At 57.0% G+C, this 17514-nt stretch carries 14 protein-coding genes; 13 read left to right on the forward strand and 1 reads right to left on the reverse strand.

Features of this window, described 5'->3' with window-relative positions; all coding sequences use genetic code 11:
- Positions 1-50: 50 nt before the first annotated feature.
- From RHM60_RS17160 to RHM60_RS17180, 5 genes are all read left to right on the forward strand, one after another.
- Positions 51-8090, forward strand: coding sequence for a hemagglutinin repeat-containing protein (locus tag RHM60_RS17160; RefSeq protein WP_322212269.1), 8040 nt, complete (start codon positions 51-53; stop codon positions 8088-8090).
- Complete coding sequence (locus RHM60_RS17165) at positions 8087-8566, forward strand: pentapeptide repeat-containing protein (protein ID WP_322212270.1); 480 nt, start codon at positions 8087-8089, stop codon at positions 8564-8566. The genes RHM60_RS17160 and RHM60_RS17165 overlap by 4 nt, the downstream gene beginning before the upstream one ends.
- A 77-nt stretch (positions 8567-8643) precedes the next feature.
- On the forward strand, positions 8644-9054 hold the full coding sequence (locus RHM60_RS17170) for a hypothetical protein (RefSeq protein WP_322212271.1): 411 nt from the start codon (positions 8644-8646) through the stop codon (positions 9052-9054).
- 24 nt (positions 9055-9078) lie between these two features.
- The gene (locus RHM60_RS17175; RefSeq protein WP_322212272.1) at positions 9079-9285 is read left to right on the forward strand and encodes a hypothetical protein; all 207 of its coding nucleotides are present in this window, start codon (positions 9079-9081) and stop codon (positions 9283-9285) included.
- 153 nt (positions 9286-9438) lie between these two features.
- Entirely contained in the window at positions 9439-10584 is a 1146-nt protein-coding gene (locus RHM60_RS17180; RefSeq protein ID WP_322212273.1) for a VENN motif pre-toxin domain-containing protein, read from the forward strand.
- Here RHM60_RS17180 and RHM60_RS17185 read toward each other — a convergent pair.
- Positions 10542-11704, reverse strand: a protein-coding gene (locus RHM60_RS17185) for an IS3 family transposase (RefSeq protein WP_322212274.1) whose coding sequence is annotated in 2 segments (ribosomal slippage) — positions 10542-11452 and positions 11452-11704 — 1164 coding nt in all. Because the reading frame shifts where the segments join, the coding sequence is not laid out codon by codon here. The genes RHM60_RS17180 and RHM60_RS17185 overlap by 43 nt on opposite strands.
- A gap of 139 nt (positions 11705-11843) precedes the next feature.
- On the opposite strand from RHM60_RS17185, the gene RHM60_RS17190 reads away from it, so the two are divergent.
- From RHM60_RS17190 to RHM60_RS17225, 8 genes are all read left to right on the forward strand, one after another.
- Positions 11844-12521, forward strand: coding sequence for a hypothetical protein (locus tag RHM60_RS17190; protein ID WP_322212275.1), 678 nt, complete (start codon positions 11844-11846; stop codon positions 12519-12521).
- Positions 12518-12955 (forward strand): hypothetical protein, encoded by a 438-nt coding sequence (locus RHM60_RS17195; protein ID WP_322212276.1) that lies wholly within the window; start codon positions 12518-12520, stop codon positions 12953-12955. Before RHM60_RS17190 ends, RHM60_RS17195 begins: the two co-directional genes overlap by 4 nt.
- A gap of 275 nt (positions 12956-13230) precedes the next feature.
- Complete coding sequence (locus tag RHM60_RS17200; protein ID WP_322212277.1) at positions 13231-14679, forward strand: VENN motif pre-toxin domain-containing protein; 1449 nt, start codon at positions 13231-13233, stop codon at positions 14677-14679.
- Entirely contained in the window at positions 14660-15256 is a 597-nt protein-coding gene (locus RHM60_RS17205) for a hypothetical protein (protein ID WP_322212278.1), read from the forward strand. Before RHM60_RS17200 ends, RHM60_RS17205 begins: the two co-directional genes overlap by 20 nt.
- A 2-nt stretch (positions 15257-15258) precedes the next feature.
- Positions 15259-15813 carry a hypothetical protein gene (locus RHM60_RS17210; RefSeq protein WP_322212279.1) on the forward strand — a complete coding sequence of 185 codons (555 nt, stop codon included), beginning with the start codon at positions 15259-15261 and terminating at the stop codon, positions 15811-15813.
- A 104-nt stretch (positions 15814-15917) separates the two neighbouring features.
- A complete protein-coding gene (locus RHM60_RS17215; protein WP_322212280.1) occupies positions 15918-16313 on the forward strand; it encodes a hypothetical protein in 396 nt (131 codons plus the stop codon).
- A 148-nt stretch (positions 16314-16461) separates the two neighbouring features.
- On the forward strand, positions 16462-16716 hold the full coding sequence (locus tag RHM60_RS17220; RefSeq protein WP_322212282.1) for a hypothetical protein: 255 nt from the start codon (positions 16462-16464) through the stop codon (positions 16714-16716).
- Positions 16717-16818: 102 nt separating this feature from the next.
- Positions 16819-17250 carry a hypothetical protein gene (locus RHM60_RS17225; RefSeq protein WP_231423627.1) on the forward strand — a complete coding sequence of 144 codons (432 nt, stop codon included), beginning with the start codon at positions 16819-16821 and terminating at the stop codon, positions 17248-17250.
- The last annotated feature ends 264 nt before the right edge of the window (positions 17251-17514 follow it).

Here is a 17514-nt window from a genome sequence, read left to right on the forward strand (position 1 = left end):
TTCGACGGATCGAACAGTCTCTATCGCTCCGTCGCCTTGAGATTTTGAATATGGACGCTCGCCCCGCCTTTGCCCTGAAACGCCTGTGCCAACGTGGCTTGGCTTTGATCCTGGCCAACCTGCTGTTCTGGCAGCCGTTGCTGGCCCAGGCCGAGGGGATTGTGGTGAACGGCCCCGGCACTACGGTCGGCCAGGCGGGCAATGGCGTGCCGGTGGTGAATATCGCCACGCCCAATGGCAGCGGCCTGTCCCATAACCAGTTCAGCGACTACAACGTCGGCCCCAATGGGGTGATCCTCAACAACGCCAGCGCGCCGCTGCAGAACACGCAGTTGGGCGGCATCATTGTCGGCAACCCTAACCTCAAGGCCGGCGCGGCCAATGTGATTCTCAACGAGGTCAACGGCGGCAGCCCCAGCCAGTTGCGCGGTTACACCGAGGTGGCGGGGCAGTCGGCCAAGGTGATCGTGGCCAACCCGTATGGCGTTACCTGCAGCGGCTGCGGCTTCATCAACACGCCGAACGTGACGCTGACCACCGGCAAGCCGGTGCTCGATGCCAGCGGCCAGTTGCAGCGCTATCAGGTCGACGGCGGCGCGGTGACCATCGACGGTCAGGGCCTGAACGCGAGCAATGTCGACCGTTTCGAGATCATCACCCGTACCGCCAAAATCAACGCGCAAATCAATGCACGCGAGTTGAACGTGATTGCCGGGCGCAATGACGTCGACGCCAAAACCTTAAACGCCACCCCGCGCGCCGATGACGGCAGCGCCAAGCCGGAGCTGGCCATCGACTCGTCGGCCCTGGGCGGCATGTACGCCGGTGCAATCAAACTAGTGGGCACCGAGGCTGGCGTGGGCGTGAAGCTCGACGGCACGCTGGCGGCCAGCGGCGGCGACATCCAGCTGGATGCCAACGGCCACTTGAGCATGGCCCAGGCGGCGGCCAGCGCCGCGGTGAACATCAACGCGGCCAGCCTTGAGACCAAAGGCGCGGTCTACGCCGGTAGCACGCTCAAGGCGCAAACCCGCGGCGAGCTGAGAAATAGCAAAACCCTCGCCGCCCGCGACAGCATCAGCCTGGCCAGCAACGGCCAGTTGACCAACAACGGCATCGTCGAAGCCGGGGTCAACGCCGACAACACCCGCAATGCCAGCGGCGACGTCACCCTTAACGCCCAGCGCATCACCAACACCGGCACGCTGATCGCCAACCGCGCGCTCACCGCCACGGTCGCCCAAACTCTGAATAACCAGGGCGGCACCCTCAGCGCCAAACAGGCGCTGACGGTGAACGCGGCGGCTGTGGATAACCAGAACCAGGGCCGTCTGCTCAGCGATAACGCGCTGGTGGTCAACACGGCCCAGCTCGACAATCGCCACGCCGGCATTATCTCCAGCGACGGCGCGCAAACCCTCAACGTCAGCGGCTTGCTCGACAACAGCGCCGGCGGCTCGATCGACAGCAGCGGCGCCATCGCGCTGCACGGCCAGTCCCTGGACAACAGCGCCGGCAGCCTCACCAGCGGCGCGGCCATCACCCTCGACCTGCTCGGTGACCTGATCAACCGCAACGGCAAGCTGGCCAGCGCCGGGCCGCTGCTGGTCCAGCGCGCCGGCCATGTCGACAACCAGGGCGGCAAGCTCGCGAGCCAGGGGCTGCTGAGCCTGTTCGCCAACAGCCTCGACAACCAGAACAACGGCACCCTGGCCGCCAACGACGGCGTGACGGTCACCACCAGAGGCCTGCTGCAGAACGGCAGCAACGGTTTGATCCACAGCGAAAACGCCGGCCTCACCCTCAGCGCCGGCAGCCTGGACAACAACGGTGGTCGGCTGTCGTCCAGAGCCGGGGACGTGCTGATCGACGCCGGCCAGTTCAGCAACGGCACCGGCGCGGTGTTCGCCGGCAATCGTGTGTCGTTGCGTGGCGGCGACGTTGACAACGCCGGGCAGATCGCCGGGCAGGCCATCGACGTCAGTCTGCGCGGCGCACTCAACAACCGCAGCTTGATCGAGAGCGCTACCACGCTGGATGTGAGCGCCGCCAGCCTGAGCAACAGCGGCCAGATGCGGGCACTGGGCAGCGCCGGTCAAACGCGTTACGTCATCGGCGGCCTGTTGAGCAACAGCGGCGCTCTGGAAGCGGCCAACAACGAGTTGAGCCTTGCTGCTGGCGCGTTCCAGAACACCGGCGGCAGCGTGCTGCATGTGGGCAGGGGCGTGTTCGATCTCAGCGGCATCAACCTCGATGAGGTTGGCGGCAGCCTGGTCAGCCACGGCGACCTGACCCTCGACAAAGCCCGTTGGACCAACAGCAGCACGATCCAGGCCGAGCGCCTGACCGTCAACGTCGGCACCCTCAACCAGACCGCCAGCGGCAAACTGCTGGCCGGCACCCGGCTGGTGGGCAGCGGCCAGGACTGGACCACCGCCGGCGCCGTGGCCAGTAACGGCACCCTCGACCTCACCCTGGGCGGCACGCTCAACAACAGCGGCCGCATGACCGCCGCCACCGACCTCAGCCTGCGCGCCGCAGCCGTCAACAACCTCGGCACCCTCGGCAGCGGCGGGGCCACGACCGTCACCGCCGCTAGCCTGCTCAATGACAATGGCCTGATCTTCAGCGGCGGCGACATGAGCCTGCGCGTCGAGCGCCTGAAAAACCTTGCCGCCAACATTTACGCCCTGGGCAACCTGCGCATCGACCGCGACGGCCAGGGCGGCCTGGCCGACAGCATCGTCAACAGTTCCTCGACGATCCAGACCGACGCCAACCTGACCCTCGCCGCCAGCACCCTTCAGAACATCCGCACGCTGCTCACCAGCGAATCGGGCATCTACAGCGCTTCCATCACGCCCACCGCGTGCATCTTCAATGTCACGGGCGGCGACTGTGACGGCGGCAAGGAAAACCGCCCGTACCTGATTGCCCAGCGTGAGCACTTGATCGTGACGCAAGCCAGCGCGGCGTCCAGCATCACCTCGGGCGGCAACATGCTGCTGACCGGTGGCGAGCTGCTCAACAGCAGCAGTAGCATCGCCGCCGGCGGCAACCTGACTGCCGTCGTCAACCAGTTGAACAACGTGGGCCTGGTGACCCACGACACCCTCAGCGAACGTATTTTTGCCTCCGAGCGCAGCCGTCACCCGGAAATCTGGGCCGAGCCTGCGGCTGCGTTCAACCAGCGTTATTCCATCGGCGGGGCGAATTACGACCCCAACAACATGAGCGGCGTCGAGGCCGCCATGGCTGCCTTTATCGGCACCATGGAGCGCGAGTGGGTGCCCCTCAAGACCACCGAGCTGGCGCCTTCCGACCCGCGTTACGCAGCGGTGATCCAGGCCGGCGGCGCCGTCAATGTGAAAGCCCAGGCCGGCATCGACAACAGCGTGGTGCGCGGCGGCTACACCTACGTGGGCAGCGGCGTCAAAACCGACACTCGCGCGCCGGGCTACTCCACCCTGGTCAGCCTCAACCCGCAACTGCCGCCGGACGTCGCCCAGCAACAGGTCAACCCCCTCGGCCTGCCGGGCTTTGGCTTGCCCACCGGGCAGAACGGCCTGTTCCACCTCAACGACGGCACCGGCGCCAGCGGCCTGCCCAGCAGCCAGTTCGCGGCCAACCCGCAAAAGTACCTGATCGAAACCAACCCGGCGCTGACCGACATGCGTCAGTTCCTGGGGTCGGATTACCTGCTGGCCAAGCTGGGCTTCAACCCGGACCTGGCACAAAAGCGCCTGGGTGACGGCTTCTACGAACAACGCTTGATCCAGCAAGCCGTACTCGCCCGCACCGGCCAGCGGTTCATCGATGGCCTGACCAGCGACGCCGCCCTGTACCAGCGCCTGATGGACAACGCCGTCGCCAGCAAAACCGCGCTCAACCTGTCCGTGGGCGTGAGCCTTACTGCCGAGCAGGTCGCGGCGCTGACCCATGACATCGTCTGGCTGGAAAACGCCACCGTCGCCGGCCAGCAAGTGTTGGTGCCCGTGCTGTACCTGGCCCAGGCCAGCAACCGCCTGGCGCCCAACGGCGCACTGATCTCCGGCAACGATCTGAGCCTGATGGCCGGCGCCGACCTCAACAACGTCGGCACCCTGCGCGCCACCAGCAGCCTGTTCGCCAGCGCCGGCGGCAACCTCACCAACAGTGGCCTGATGCAAGCCGGCGGGCGCCTCGACCTGCTCAGCGGCAACACCCTCAGCAACCGTGCCGGCGGCATTCTTGCCGGCCGCGACGTCAACCTCGCCGCCGGCGCCGACCTGCTCAACCAGCGCACTGTCACCACTCACCAAAGCGCCAGCGGTTACCGCACCGAACGCAGCGACTTCGTCGACAACGCCGCGCGCATTGAGTCGGCCAACGCGCTCACCCTGCAAGCGGGCGGCAACATCAACAACGTCGGCGGCGCACTCAAGAGCGGCGCCGACACCATCGTCCAGGCCAAGGGCGACGTCAACGTCACCGCTTCGCACACCCTGAACAGCGGCAACATCGGTAGCCGCTCGAGCTTCAGCACCCTGGCCCAGCAGGGCTCGGTGGTCGAGGCGGGCCGGGATCTGCATGTGGTGGCGGGGCGCGATATCAGCGCGGTGGGCAGTCAGCTCAATGCCACGCGTGATTTGGCGATGGCGGCGACGGGCAATGTGAATCTCGGCGCGGTCACCAATGAGCAGCATTCGGCATTCAATTCGAAGAAGGTCACCAGCAAAGAGGACCACGTTCAACAGGTGGGCACCTCGCTGGTGGCCGGCGACAACCTGTCCCTGAGCGCCGGCAACGACCTGACCGCCACGGCCAGCCGCGCGAGTGCCGGCCAGCAAGCGTACCTGTACGCCGGCAATGACCTGGCGCTGAACGCCGCGCAGAACAGCGACTACAGTTATTACCGCAAAACCAAGACCAGCAGCGGGTTGCTCTCCAGCAGCCAGAAGACACGCATCGACAGCAGCAACCAGATTGCCCAGCAAGGCTCTTCCATCAGCGGCGACACGGTGGTGGTGAGTGCCGGTCGAGACATCGGCACCACGGCCAGCGATGTGGTGTCCACCCACGCCACAAGCGTGCAGGCCGGGCGCAACGTATTGATCGACGGCGCCACCGAAAGCTTCGAGCAGAGCCATTCGTCCTCGGTCAAAAAATCGGGCTTGCTGAGCACCGGCGGTATCGGCGTCACGCTAGGCTCCAGCAGCAACAAAAACACCACCACCAGCAGCACCGAAACCACCCGCGCCAGCAATGTTGGCAGCGTGCTGGGCAGCGTGAACATCCAGGCCGGCAAGGACCTGACCTTGCGTGGCTCCGACGTGGTGGCCGGCAAGGACATCAGCCTGGCCGGGCAGAATGTCAGCATCCTGGCGTCCGAGAACAACAACCGCAGTGAGCAGACCGCCAAGAGCAAATCCAGCGGCTTGACCCTGGCGTTGTCCGGCACCGTGGGCAGCGCGGTGGACAGCGCCTACCAGACCGCCAAACAGGCCAGGAACGAGGACGACACTCGCCTGTCAGCGCTGCAAGGCGTGAAGGCCGGCTTGACCGGTGTGCAGGCGTGGCAGGCGGCGCAGAAGGACGGGGGCATCAACGGCGGAAACGTCGCGCAGTTCGTGGGCATCAGCCTCTCCCTGGGCTCACAAAAGTCCGAGTCCAAACAGACCCAGGAACAAACCCTCAGCCAGGGCAGCAGCCTCACCGCCGGCAACAACCTCACCATCGTGGCCGACGGCAACGGCACGCCCGGGGACGCGGGTGATATTCGTGTGCAAGGCAGCAAGCTGCAGGCCGGCAACCAGATGCAACTGGCAGCCGAGCGCGATATTCGCCTGGAAGCGGCAGCCAACAACCAGAAACTCGAGGGCAACAACAAGAGCAGCGGCGGGGCGGTGGGCATCAGCCTGGGCGTAGGCTCCGACGGCGGCGGGCTGAGTATCTTCGCCAATGCCAACAAAGGCACAGGCAACGAAAAAGGCAACGGCACCACCTGGACCGAGACCACGCTGGACGCCGGCAACCAGATCAACCTGACCAGCGGGCGCGACACGACCCTCAAAGGCGCGCAGGTCAGCGCAGACAAAATCGCCGCCACCGTGGGTCGTGACCTCACGCTGCAAAGTCTGCAAGACAGCGACAACTACAAGTCCAGGCAGACCGATGCGAGCGCCGGCGTCAGCTACGCCATCATCGGCTCAGGCGGCAGCGCCAACCTCAGCGTCAGCAAAAGCAAGCTCGACTCCAAATACCAAAGCGTGCAGGAGCAAACCGGCCTGTTCGCCGGCAAGGGCGGTTACCAGGTCGACGTGGGCAACCACACCCAACTCGACGGCAGCGTGATCGCCAGCACCGCCACGTCAGACAAAAACCGTCTGAGCACCAGTACCCTCGGCTGGAGCGTGTTGAAGAACAAGGCCGAGTACAGCAGCAAACTGCAAAGCGCCAGCGTCAGCACGGGCAGTGATGGCTCCGGCGCCTTCATCAGCAACATGCCCACCGGCACCCTGATCGCCTTCAACCACGGCGACAGCGATAGCGGCACTACCTCTTCGGCCATCTCCAACGGCACCCTCGACATCCGCGACCCTGCCAAACAACAGCAGGACGTCGCTACGCTCAGCCACGATGTCGAACACGCCAACGGCAGCATCAGCCCGATTTTCGATAAGGAGAAAGAGCAGAAACGCCTGCGGCAGGTGCAGCTTATCGCCGATATTGGCACGCAAACGGTCGATATCGTTCGGACCCAGGGCGAACTCAACGCCAACAAGGCGGCACGCGAAGAACTGGCCAGGCAAAACATTGATAACCCATCGAGCGACCAGATCCACGCCAGCGCCGCATACAAAAAAATCATGGCCGACTACGGCGTCGGCGGCGACTACCCCCGCGTCGCCCAAGCCGTAACAGCAGCCTTGCAAGGCCTGGTCGGCGGTGACATCGGTTCCGCCATCGCCGGCGCGTCGGCGCCGTACCTGGCCCAAGTCATCAAAAAAACCACCGGAGACAACGCGGCCCTCAACACCATGGCTCACGCGGTCTTGGGTGCGGTGGTAGCGCAGGCGCAAGGCAACTCGGCACTGGCCGGCGGGGCTGGCGCAGCGACGGGTGAGTACATTGCGCACCAGATGTATCCGGGAGTGGCAACGGCGGATCTGACGCAGGAGCAGAAGGAGACCGTGTCGGCGTTGTCCGGCTTGGCGGCAGGACTGGCCGGTGGGATTGCGGGAGGCGATCTGGGCGGGGCGGTTACGGGGGCGCAGGCGGGTACAAATGCGGTTCAGAACAACTATCTGAGCCAAGAGCAATCGTTAACCTTTGATAAAGAACTCTCTGACTGCCGCAAATCCGGTAAACCTGATTGCCAGGGCGTGATTGATAAATGGAAGCGGATCAGTGACGAACGCAGTGCGGAAGTAGACCGGAGGTTGAAGGACCATCCGCTGCTCGCGGTGGGAGAGGATAAAGAACTGGCGCTCGGCGGGATCGAGACGACCCAACGTCCGGATTGGCTAAGTCACGTCGGCGTGGACGTGATGAGCAGTGATGAAGCCAAGGCCTATGTGCAGGAGTGGAATGGTAAGGATCTGGAGAAATTAGACCTTAACAGCCCGCAATGGACAGGTTTTGCTTTGTTTATCACTGATCTTGAAAACCAGGTTGCGATTGGTTCTTTGGCTCAGTTGGGTAAAGGGGTGGTTGATTTTACTCTGACTAAAGTGTCTGGTCTTTCTAGGGCAGGTGCTTCAATTGGTACAAAAGCGACAGTGCAGGGGCCTTTGGTTTCTAAAGGGGCAGATGTAACGCCAGAGATCATTCAAAAAGCATTACAAGGTGATCCTGCTATTAGCGGTCAAAATTTTGTTTCATTACCTGCGGTTCAGAGATATGTTGATCGTCTTCTTAAGGGGGATGTCGCTCCTCCAATTAAGATGGATGGCAATATAATTGTTGATGGGAATCATCGTTATATCGCTGCGAAAATATTAGGGCGAAGTCCAGAGGTGGCTCCAGGAACCTTGTCGCCCAGCAAAGCTGGACAGACCAAACCTGTATCAGATGTAAAAATTGATCCGGTAGATTGGGGGAACAGATGATAACTATCTGCTTTGAGACAGGTGAGACCCTGGATTTGCCTTTGGATGGTCTAGCTAATTCAATATTTAGTGGGCTGGAGCTTCATCGTGCAATTTTCGACAATTTTGATGTTTCGGGAGCGGATTTTACAAACTCGAATTTGAGAAATGCGTCTTTTAATTACTCTATATTGAATGGGGCAATAATGCATGGTGCCGCTCTTATGAACGCGACACTAGTTGGCGTGCAGATGAAGGGGGCGGATCTTTCAAATGTTATAGCAGTTGGGGCTGACTTTACCGAGGCAGACCTTTCATCGTCTGGTCTGAAAAATGCAGATGTTTGTGGTGCTAGTTTCATAAGAGCTAATTTATGCAATGTTAATTTTGACGTTAAAAGAATAGAAAGTGCTTTTTTTACTGGTGCTATATATAACGAATGGACAGTTTGGCCTGAAGGTTTCGATCCTGTAATGTTTGGTGCGACCAAAGTTTAATTTTAGTCTCTTTACTCGGTGCAAAAGCGACAGCGGAAGCTCCCAAGCCTGCTAGCCTTACCACTATTACGGACGAGATGAACGCTGATCCTTACCATCCGGATTGGCAGCGTTACCTGGGTAATGAGCCGAGAGCGGTTGGGGCGGATGTTGTTAGCGGCGATGTAAAAGGCAGTACCGGGGCCGAGAGCGCAATCAACCAAGGAAAACTTAACTCCCAGCTCTTAGCTGAAGAGGTCGCGAATGGCCATACTTTTGAGAAGCATGTGGTTGAGCGGCAGGAATTCGCTGATCTTGGTATCAGTACTAAAAGTCAGTTCCAGAGCTTTGTGGAGAAAATTGTTTCTAATCCGGAAATTGAACGCCGCCAATCCATTGATGGCACAACCTACTATCTTGATAACTCAACGAAGACCATTGTGATTAGTGCGCAGAGAGGTGAGGCTACTGCTTTCAGACCGGACACAAGGTGGTGTCGGTTGGGATAACTATATTAAATCTCAGGTGCCGAAATGAGTGAGCAAATTAAAAGCTTTGATTCCATTGATTTGAAAGTCACGCCAAAAGAACTGCGGTACTTTATTTCATGCGGATTAGCATTAATTCAAAATGTCCCAGAGAACTCTCTGTCGACATATTGCGGGTTAAATAAGGGTGATATTATTGATGTCTCTATGCGATTGAGAGCATTCGCAGATGAGATAGGCGTCCATATGTAGTTTGAATGGAAGGTAAATGGGTTTAGTTGCTTGACTTTGGTCCAAAAGTGGAATGGGTCAGACCACGGTTTTGCGTTTTTTAGAATTCATCAGAGTTGCTCTTTAAAAAATATGATTTATTTTTTGTAGAAGAGTAGTGGTCAGCCCCCTATTTTGCTGGACGCCGACAAACAGGTCAGCCTGATCAGCGGACGAGACACTGCCCTCAAGGGCTCGCAAGTCAGTGCAGACAAAATCACCGCCACCGTGGGTCGTGACATCACGCTGCAAAGCCTGCAGGACACTGATAACTACAAGTCCAAGCAAACGGATGTCAGTGGATGCGTCAGTTTCGCCATCATCGGCAGCGGCGGCAGCGCCAACCTCAGCGTCAGCAAAAGCAAGCTCGACTCCAAATACCAAAGCGTGCATGAGCAAACCGGCCTGTTCGCCTTCAACCACGGCGACAGCGACAGCGGCACTACCTCTTCGGCCATCTCCAACGGCACCCTCGACATCCGCGACCCTGCCAAACAACAGCAGGACGTCGCTACGCTCAGCCACGACGTCGAACACGCCAACGGCAGCATCAGCCCGATTTTCGATAAGGAGAAAGAGCAGAAACGCCTGCGGCAGGTGCAGCTTATCGCCGATATTGGCACGCAAACGGTCGATATCGTTCGGACCCAGGGCGAACTCAACGCCAACAAGGCGGCACGCGAAGAACTGGCCAGGCAAAACATTGATAACCCATCGAGCGACCAGATCCACGCCAGCGCCGCATACAAAAAAATAATGGCCGACTACGGCGTCGGCGGCGACTACCCCCGCGTCGCCCAAGCCGTAACAGCAGCCTTGCAAGGCCTGGTCGGCGGTGACATCGGTTCCGCCATCGCCGGCGCGTCGGCGCCGTACCTGGCCCAAGTCATCAAAAAAACCACCGGAGACAACGCGGCCCTCAACACCATGGCTCACGCGGTCTTGGGTGCGGTGGTAGCGCAGGCGCAAGGCAACTCGGCACTGGCCGGCGGTGTCGGGGCAGCGACGGGCGAACTGATCGCCCACCAACTGTACCCAAACACTAAAACGGCGGATCTGACACAGGAGCAGAGAGAGGCGGTGGTTGCGCTGTCCGGCTTGGCGGCAGGACTGGCTGGGGGGATTGCGGGCGGTGACCTGAGTGGGGTGGTGACCGGCGCGCAAGCGGGAAGCAATGCGGTAGAGAACAACTCGCTCAGTGACCTTGCTGAAGCACTCGCGGCAGGCAGGTGTAGTGGTCAACTAATCCCGGACACGACGTTAAGTTTTTTCTCGGCCTGAGCCGGTGGCAGCCCACCATTAAATTGGTGCGGTCGAATCCAGTTGTACCGGTGCATCAAAAAATGGCTGATATCCTGCTGAGCTTGTTGGACCGTCGCGTAGCCCATGGTCGGTACCCACTCGGTTTTCAGGCTCCTGAACACCCGCTCCATCGGCGCGTTATCCCAACAATTTCCTCGCCGGCTCATGCTTTGACGCATGCGATATCGCCAAAGGCGCTGGCGAAAACTCCGGCTTCCATATTGCGAGCCCTGGTCGGAGTGGAACAGCAAACCCTGAGGCTTCCCTCGCTGCTCGTAAGCCATGTCCAAGGCCTTGATGACCAAGTCGGCATCCGGCTTTCCCGACAACGCCCAACCCACAACACGGCGGGCAAAAAGATCTAGCACAACCGCCAGATACTGCCATTTCCCTTGAGCCCAGATGTAAGTGATATCGCCACACCAGACGTGGTCAGGAGCGGGCACATCAAACTCTCGGTTCAAAATATTAGGGATGTCGGGCCGCTCGACCGTCGCCTTTTTGTAAGCATGCGATCCCGGTTGTTTGCTGACCAACTCCAGCTCGCGCATCAGGCTGCGTACCTTGAATCGCCCGATCTGCTCGCCGTCGTCCTGCATCATGGCCATGATGCTACGGCTACCGGGAGCACTGCGGCCTTGGGTGAACAACTCGCTCACCCGACTGCGCAATCGAAGGCGTTCTACATCCGGTGTGCGGCGCCTGAGACGCCGAGCGTAGTAGCACGAGCGGGTCACTTCAAACACCTTGCACAGCCAATCAACCGGCTCGTGGATGCTCAACTGGTCAATCAGCGCGAACGCTCGAGATCTTCCGACATCAAGAGCGCGGTGGCCTTTTTTAAGATCGATTTTTCCCGCTCAAGGCGAGTAATTCGGGCTTCCAGCTCTTGGATTTTCTGCTGCTCCGGGGTCAGCGCTTTGCTCTGCGGGGTCACGCCCATGCGTTCTTGCTGCACCTGGTCGACCCATCGGCGCAAAGCCGACTCGCCGACACCAAGCGAGCGGCTGGCCTCAATGAAGCTGTAATCCTGCTTGAGAACGAGGTCGGCAGCCTCGCGTTTGAATTCAGGGGAAAAGGTACGGCGTTGTTTGGTCATCTGACACCTCGTTCTGGCGAGCATTCTCGCCTAAATGGGTGTCCGGTTTCATTAGACCACTACAAAGACACCTCAGCAACTGGCTGGAGATCGTGTCGAAGCACAAAACGAGCAGTATAAAAAAGAAAATTGTGCCGGGATGAGCGCGGAGGCCTGCTCGGTCAAGATGTATGATCAGCGACGTGAGGAACTGAAAGCTACCCTATTGCAGGGAGCTGATTTTGTGCCGGTGGTTGGTACAATCAAAAGTGTTGTAGAAGCAGAAAGTGCGCTTGACTATTTGGAGGCATCAGCGGCTCTTATACCGGGTGAGCGGGTTGCTGCTGCTACCCTGAAAATGGCAAGGAAAGCGCTGAGTAGGGGCGATCTCAGCGAAGCATCGAAGCTGATTAGCAACGCCAGCAATGAGATTCAGAGTGTTAAGCCTCTTGATGTCGGATCATATAAGGATCTTAAAAAAGGGGAAGTTGTTGGAGACGGATTAGAACATGATCACATTCCGTCTTTCTCCGCTTTGAGAAAAGCGAAGGAAATTGAGTTGGGCAGAAAACTGACTCCAACAGAAGAAAAAATGCTATATCAAAATGCCACCGCTGTGGAAGTTCCGAGAGATGTTCACCAGGCTGGGCCAACCTATGGTGGGAAGAATACAGCAGCTCAGGTTCAGCAAGATTCAATGGATCTTTGTGGTGCAGTATGTCGTGATACAGATGCGTTGAGGATTAACATGCTAGAGCGAGGTTATGACCCCAAGCTAGTTGATGAAGCAATAAAGAAAATTGTTGATAGAAACCGTCAGACGGGGGTGATTAAGTGATGCTGACGTGGGATGGTTTTGTTGAAGTATTAGGGTGCTCGGAGGCGGATAGTAAATTTGTTCGCCTTCCTCAAACTCTTAATGAGTTGCCTAATTTTGAAGAGGGTGTTCTAGGCGATAGAAGGTATTACTCATTTTTTAGCTCGGGTATTCTTCTCTTGTTAGAAAACAACAGAGTAGATCAGGTCGTTTTTTATACTAGGGCGGATGAAGGGTTTTCAATATTTAAGGGGCAGTTGCCAGTTCCTCCTGATAGTTCAGAATCTAAAGTGATTCATCTATTGGGCACGCCTTCATCTTTGGGTGGGGGTAAGTTGGATATGCTACTTGGTTATATTGATCGCTGGGTGAGATATGAGATGGGCAGCTACACTCTACATTTTCAGTTTGATAAAAAAGATGTTTTGTCTAGACTAACGTTGGGTTTGAAATAGCCAGCTCCGCTTCTGAGGTAAGGGAGTTAAGGACAGGTTTTGGAGAGTAGGGGGCTGACCCTGAGGAATCCAGATGAACGATGTCGTGAAAACAGCCTGGACGGATGCAGGAGTCAACAAGGAATTTATTTACGTCAAAACTTACTCTGGCTATCGGAGTATGGAATAGTGGAATAGGAGTCAGACCATGTTTTTGCGTTTTTTAGAATTCATCAGAGTTGCTTTTTAAAAATATGATTTATTTTTTGTAGAAGAATAGTGGTCAGCCCCCTATTTTGCTGGACGGCCGCAACCAGGTCAGCCTGATCAGCGGACGAGACACTGCCCTCAAAGGCGCGCAGGTCAGCGCAGACAAAATCGCCGCCACCGTGGGTCGTGACCTCACGCTGCAAAGTCTGCAAGACAGCGACAACTACAAGTCCAGGCAGACCGATGCGAGCGCCGGCGTCAGCTACGCCATCATCGGCTCAGGCGGCAGCGCCAACCTCAGCGTCAGCAAAAGCAAGCTCGACTCCAAATACCAAAGCGTGCAGGAGCAAACCGGCCTGTTCGCCGGCAAGGGTGGTTACCAGGTCGACGTGGGCAACCACACCCAACTCGACGGCAGCGTGATCGCCAGCACCGCCACGCCAGACAAAAACCGTCTGAGCACCAGTACCCTCGGCTGGAGCGTGTTGAAGAACAAGGCCGAGTACAGCAGCAAACTGCAAAGCGCCAGCGTCAGCACGGGCAGTGATGGCTCCGGCGCCTTCATCAGCAACATGCCCACCGGCACCCTGATCGCCTTCAACCACGGCGACAGCGACAGCGGCACTACCTCTTCGGCCATCTCCAACGGCACCCTCGACATCCGCGACCCTGCCAAACAACAGCAGGACGTCGCTACGCTCAGCCACGACGTCGAGCACGCCAACGGCAGCATCAGCCCGATTTTCGATAAGGAGAAAGAGCAGAAACGCCTGCGGCAGGTGCAGCTTATCGCCGATATTGGCACGCAAACGGTCGATATCGTTCGGACCCAGGGCGAACTCAACGCCAACAAGGCGGCACGCGAAGAACTGGCCAGGCAAAACATTGATAACCCATCGAGCGACCAGATCCACGCCAGCGCCGCATACAAAAAAATCATGGCCGACTACGGCGTCGGCGGCGACTACCCCCGCGTCGCCCAAGCCGTAACAGCAGCCTTGCAAGGCCTGGTCGGCGGTGACATCGGTTCCGCCATCGCCGGCGCGTCGGCGCCGTACCTGGCCCAAGTCATCAAAAAAACCACCGGAGACAACGCGGCCCTCAACACCATGGCTCACGCGGTCTTGGGTGCGGTGGTAGCGCAGGCGCAAGGCAACTCGGCACTGGCCGGCGGGGCTGGCGCAGCGACGGGTGAGTACATTGCGCACCAGATGTATCCGGGAGTGGCAACGGCGGATCTGACGCAGGAGCAGAAGGAGACCGTGTCGGCGTTGTCCGGCTTGGCGGCAGGACTGGCTGGGGGGATTGCGGGCGGTGACCTGAGTGGGGCGGTGACCGGAGCGCAAGCGGGCACTAATGCGGTCCAGAACAACTACCTGAGCAAGGCGCAGAAGGCTCAGAGAGACAAGGAAATGGGGGAGTGTCCGACGTTGGTCTGCAGTACAGGCACAGCAACGAAGTGGACAGCGATCGACATCGCGCAGGATGCGAGTTTTACAGTCGGTGCTGCCGCTGGTGCTGAACGATATTGTTGACGGCATCGTGCACACTGCAGGCAGCCTCAAGGAGACCTATGCGGCGCTGAAATCTGTAGTGGAGAGCGGCGGTGTTTGGGACGCGGTCAAGCAGCCGTATATTGATCGCATAGACCGACTGCAAGCGCAGTATGAAGAAGCCGGGGCCAGTGGTTCTTACCAAGCCGGGGTTGAAACTGGGAGGCTGATCAGCGATATGGCTGCGGTCCTTTCAGTTGGCGGTGGGCTTGTGAAGGGGGGCGCCTTGCTGGCGGAGAAGGTCACGGCTAAGGTTGCTGCTAACGATGCGGATTTCGCGGGTCCAAAAGCAACATCGATTGAGTTTTTGCCGAAGGTTACGCGCAATAGTGCAGGACAGATAGAGGCCAACATTACTCAGGGCAGCGCCATAAAGGCCCTTGAGTCTAATGGCTATAAAAAGACAATTTCTCAGGATGGCTCAGTTACTGTGTTAACTAATGGAGAGAAGACCTATCGATTCTATCCGTCTTCAACGTCCACAGGGCAACCTTCCGCGTCGTTGACTATAGACGGGGTGAAAAAACCAACTGCGAAAATCAGGTTTTCAGGAGAGTAGTCATGGCTGTTTTGAAAGTTGAAGATAAAGATTTAAATTCTTTTCTTGATAAGCTGTCAGGTGTCATAAATTTTAATAAAGACTTGCCGCTAAATGTTTTTGTTGGTGGTGGGTTTTTGTTTTGGTTTTTTGAGAGACCATTGCTCTGCTTTTTTGAAATTTTTTCGGGATTGGTATTGAATAGCGTTTCCAGCTTTAAGTCGGATGTAATTGTAAAGTTTTCAGGACGTGAACGATTAGGGAACTCTTGTTTTTCTTTCGATGGAAGCGATATAGAGAAAGACGCTCGTTGGTTGAGTAAAAAATTTGAAAGTTTTTTTGATGGAGCGGTTGGTTATCCAATAGTTCTATGCGATAGCGCGTGCAAATGGGTTGCCTTTGAAAGCGCATATGAGGAATTTGGCGTTGTTGCTGTGAAAAAATCAGAGATTCAAGAGGGTTTTTACGAGTATTTAAACGCAAATTTGATCTCGATGGATGAGTTGGCCGAGCTGGCATCCGGTTGCACCGCGGAATGTATAATCGCAAAGGCCTTGATGTCTTCCTATTCTAGCTAGTCGGTCCAAAAGCGACTGGTGCAGCTGAAGTACCGGCTACGTCTGCAAGTGCACGGGTAGGACTGCGGGAAGACCTTGCGGCGCAAGCTGTAATCCCTCGAAATATGGTGGAAGCTCCGGCGAATGTTTGGGGGAAATCCATTGATGATCTTCAGCAGTCGTTCAGGATGGATGGTGCCAAACTCACATATGTGCCGCCAAAAACTGGAACATCTGGTAACGTGCAGGTATACAAAGTTGACGGTGGCACAACTGGTATTAAAGAAATTCAATGTAGTCCATCCACTGTTGATGCGTCGGCTAAATCAGTGCATGTGGGTGAGTACTATAAAATTACATACGTTGATGGTAGTAAGGCTAAGGTTATTGACCCTGCGACCTACAGACCGACATTTCAGGGGCCTTCTAAGCCCATTTATGATGCAAATACGACATACTTGAATCCGCAAGGCCAGAAAGTGGAATTCAACCCTGCCACCAATACGTGGATTTCCAAATGAAGCCGCTAGAAAATTTTTCTGTAGCCTGGGATGCTCCAGTTGTGCCTGGTTGTATTTAATGATGCTGATGATGATTTCCTTCTAAAGAAAGAGGAAAGTATATTGACTGGGGTTAGCTTTGTTACGGACTACAGAGCTTCCTTGGAAGATGCGCCAGAACAAGTTATCAGGTTTATATCAATACATGACTGGTCTCTGCGGTAAAATTATTGTGCGGGCGGAGATTTTCATAGGGCTAATAAAATATACAGGTGCAAAAGGGCTAGGTCAGACAGGTGGAGCCGTTACGTCGGGTACGACACTTGATCTGTTTTCAGCCACCCGAGGTAAAGATCTTTCGAAGCTAACCAATCAGCAGGTTGGTGACCTAGGTGAAGATATCTCCTACTGTGCCACTGCCTGATACACGGCATCTGGACGCGCATATGCCAGGAGGATTTAGATATAATCCGGGCGGTCCAGGGTCAGCTCTCCCGGCATACCCACCGAAAAAAGGAGTTGAGTAATGCATTCCATGCCGCTAGAGCTTGCGAAGCAAAAGTTAATTTTTTACGTGGCTCAGGATTTGGACCCGTCTATTAGATCTAATGTGCAGCAGTTTGTGAATGAGGTTGCTGCGTCAAGAATATGGAGCGTTACTCCGCCAAGTTTTATTGACGAGATAGACGAAAGTGGCGCGGAAGTAGTAGGTGGGATTTTGGAGATTTATTCGGCTTTGCCGCCAAACATGCTTCCTGTTGAGATGGACTCAAAAAACCTAGATGACGTAGAGGCGCTGGTAGGTGCCGTAAAAAAGCTATCTGAAAAAGAAAGTCTTTCCTTTGAGTTTCAGTTAGATACTAATTTCGTTGGCGCTATTGAGGACGGTGTTATTGATCGAGTCCTGCTGGACGGTTTGCTTATACCGTGGCGAAATCACCTCAAAGAGAAAAGGTGAATTGGTGCAAAAGCAAATGGTGGCGCTGCCGGAAAGGTAGATGACCTTGCCTCTACTGGGACACCTGTTCGTCCCACGCCCCAAAAATCTGAGATTGATGTCGGCGCTGATCTTGGTGCCGGAGCTCGCCCACAAGTCAGTTATAAAAATGGGCAAGAAGTCCCTTACGGCACTTCGGGTAGCGATGGCGTTTTGTTCCTGACCCAGCAGGGCGAAGGATTCAGCCCCAACCGCCTGACGCAACTGGTGCGCGAACACATCGAA

This window comes from Pseudomonas sp. MH9.3 (genome assembly GCF_034354675.1).
Taxonomy (GTDB): domain Bacteria; phylum Pseudomonadota; class Gammaproteobacteria; order Pseudomonadales; family Pseudomonadaceae; genus Aquipseudomonas.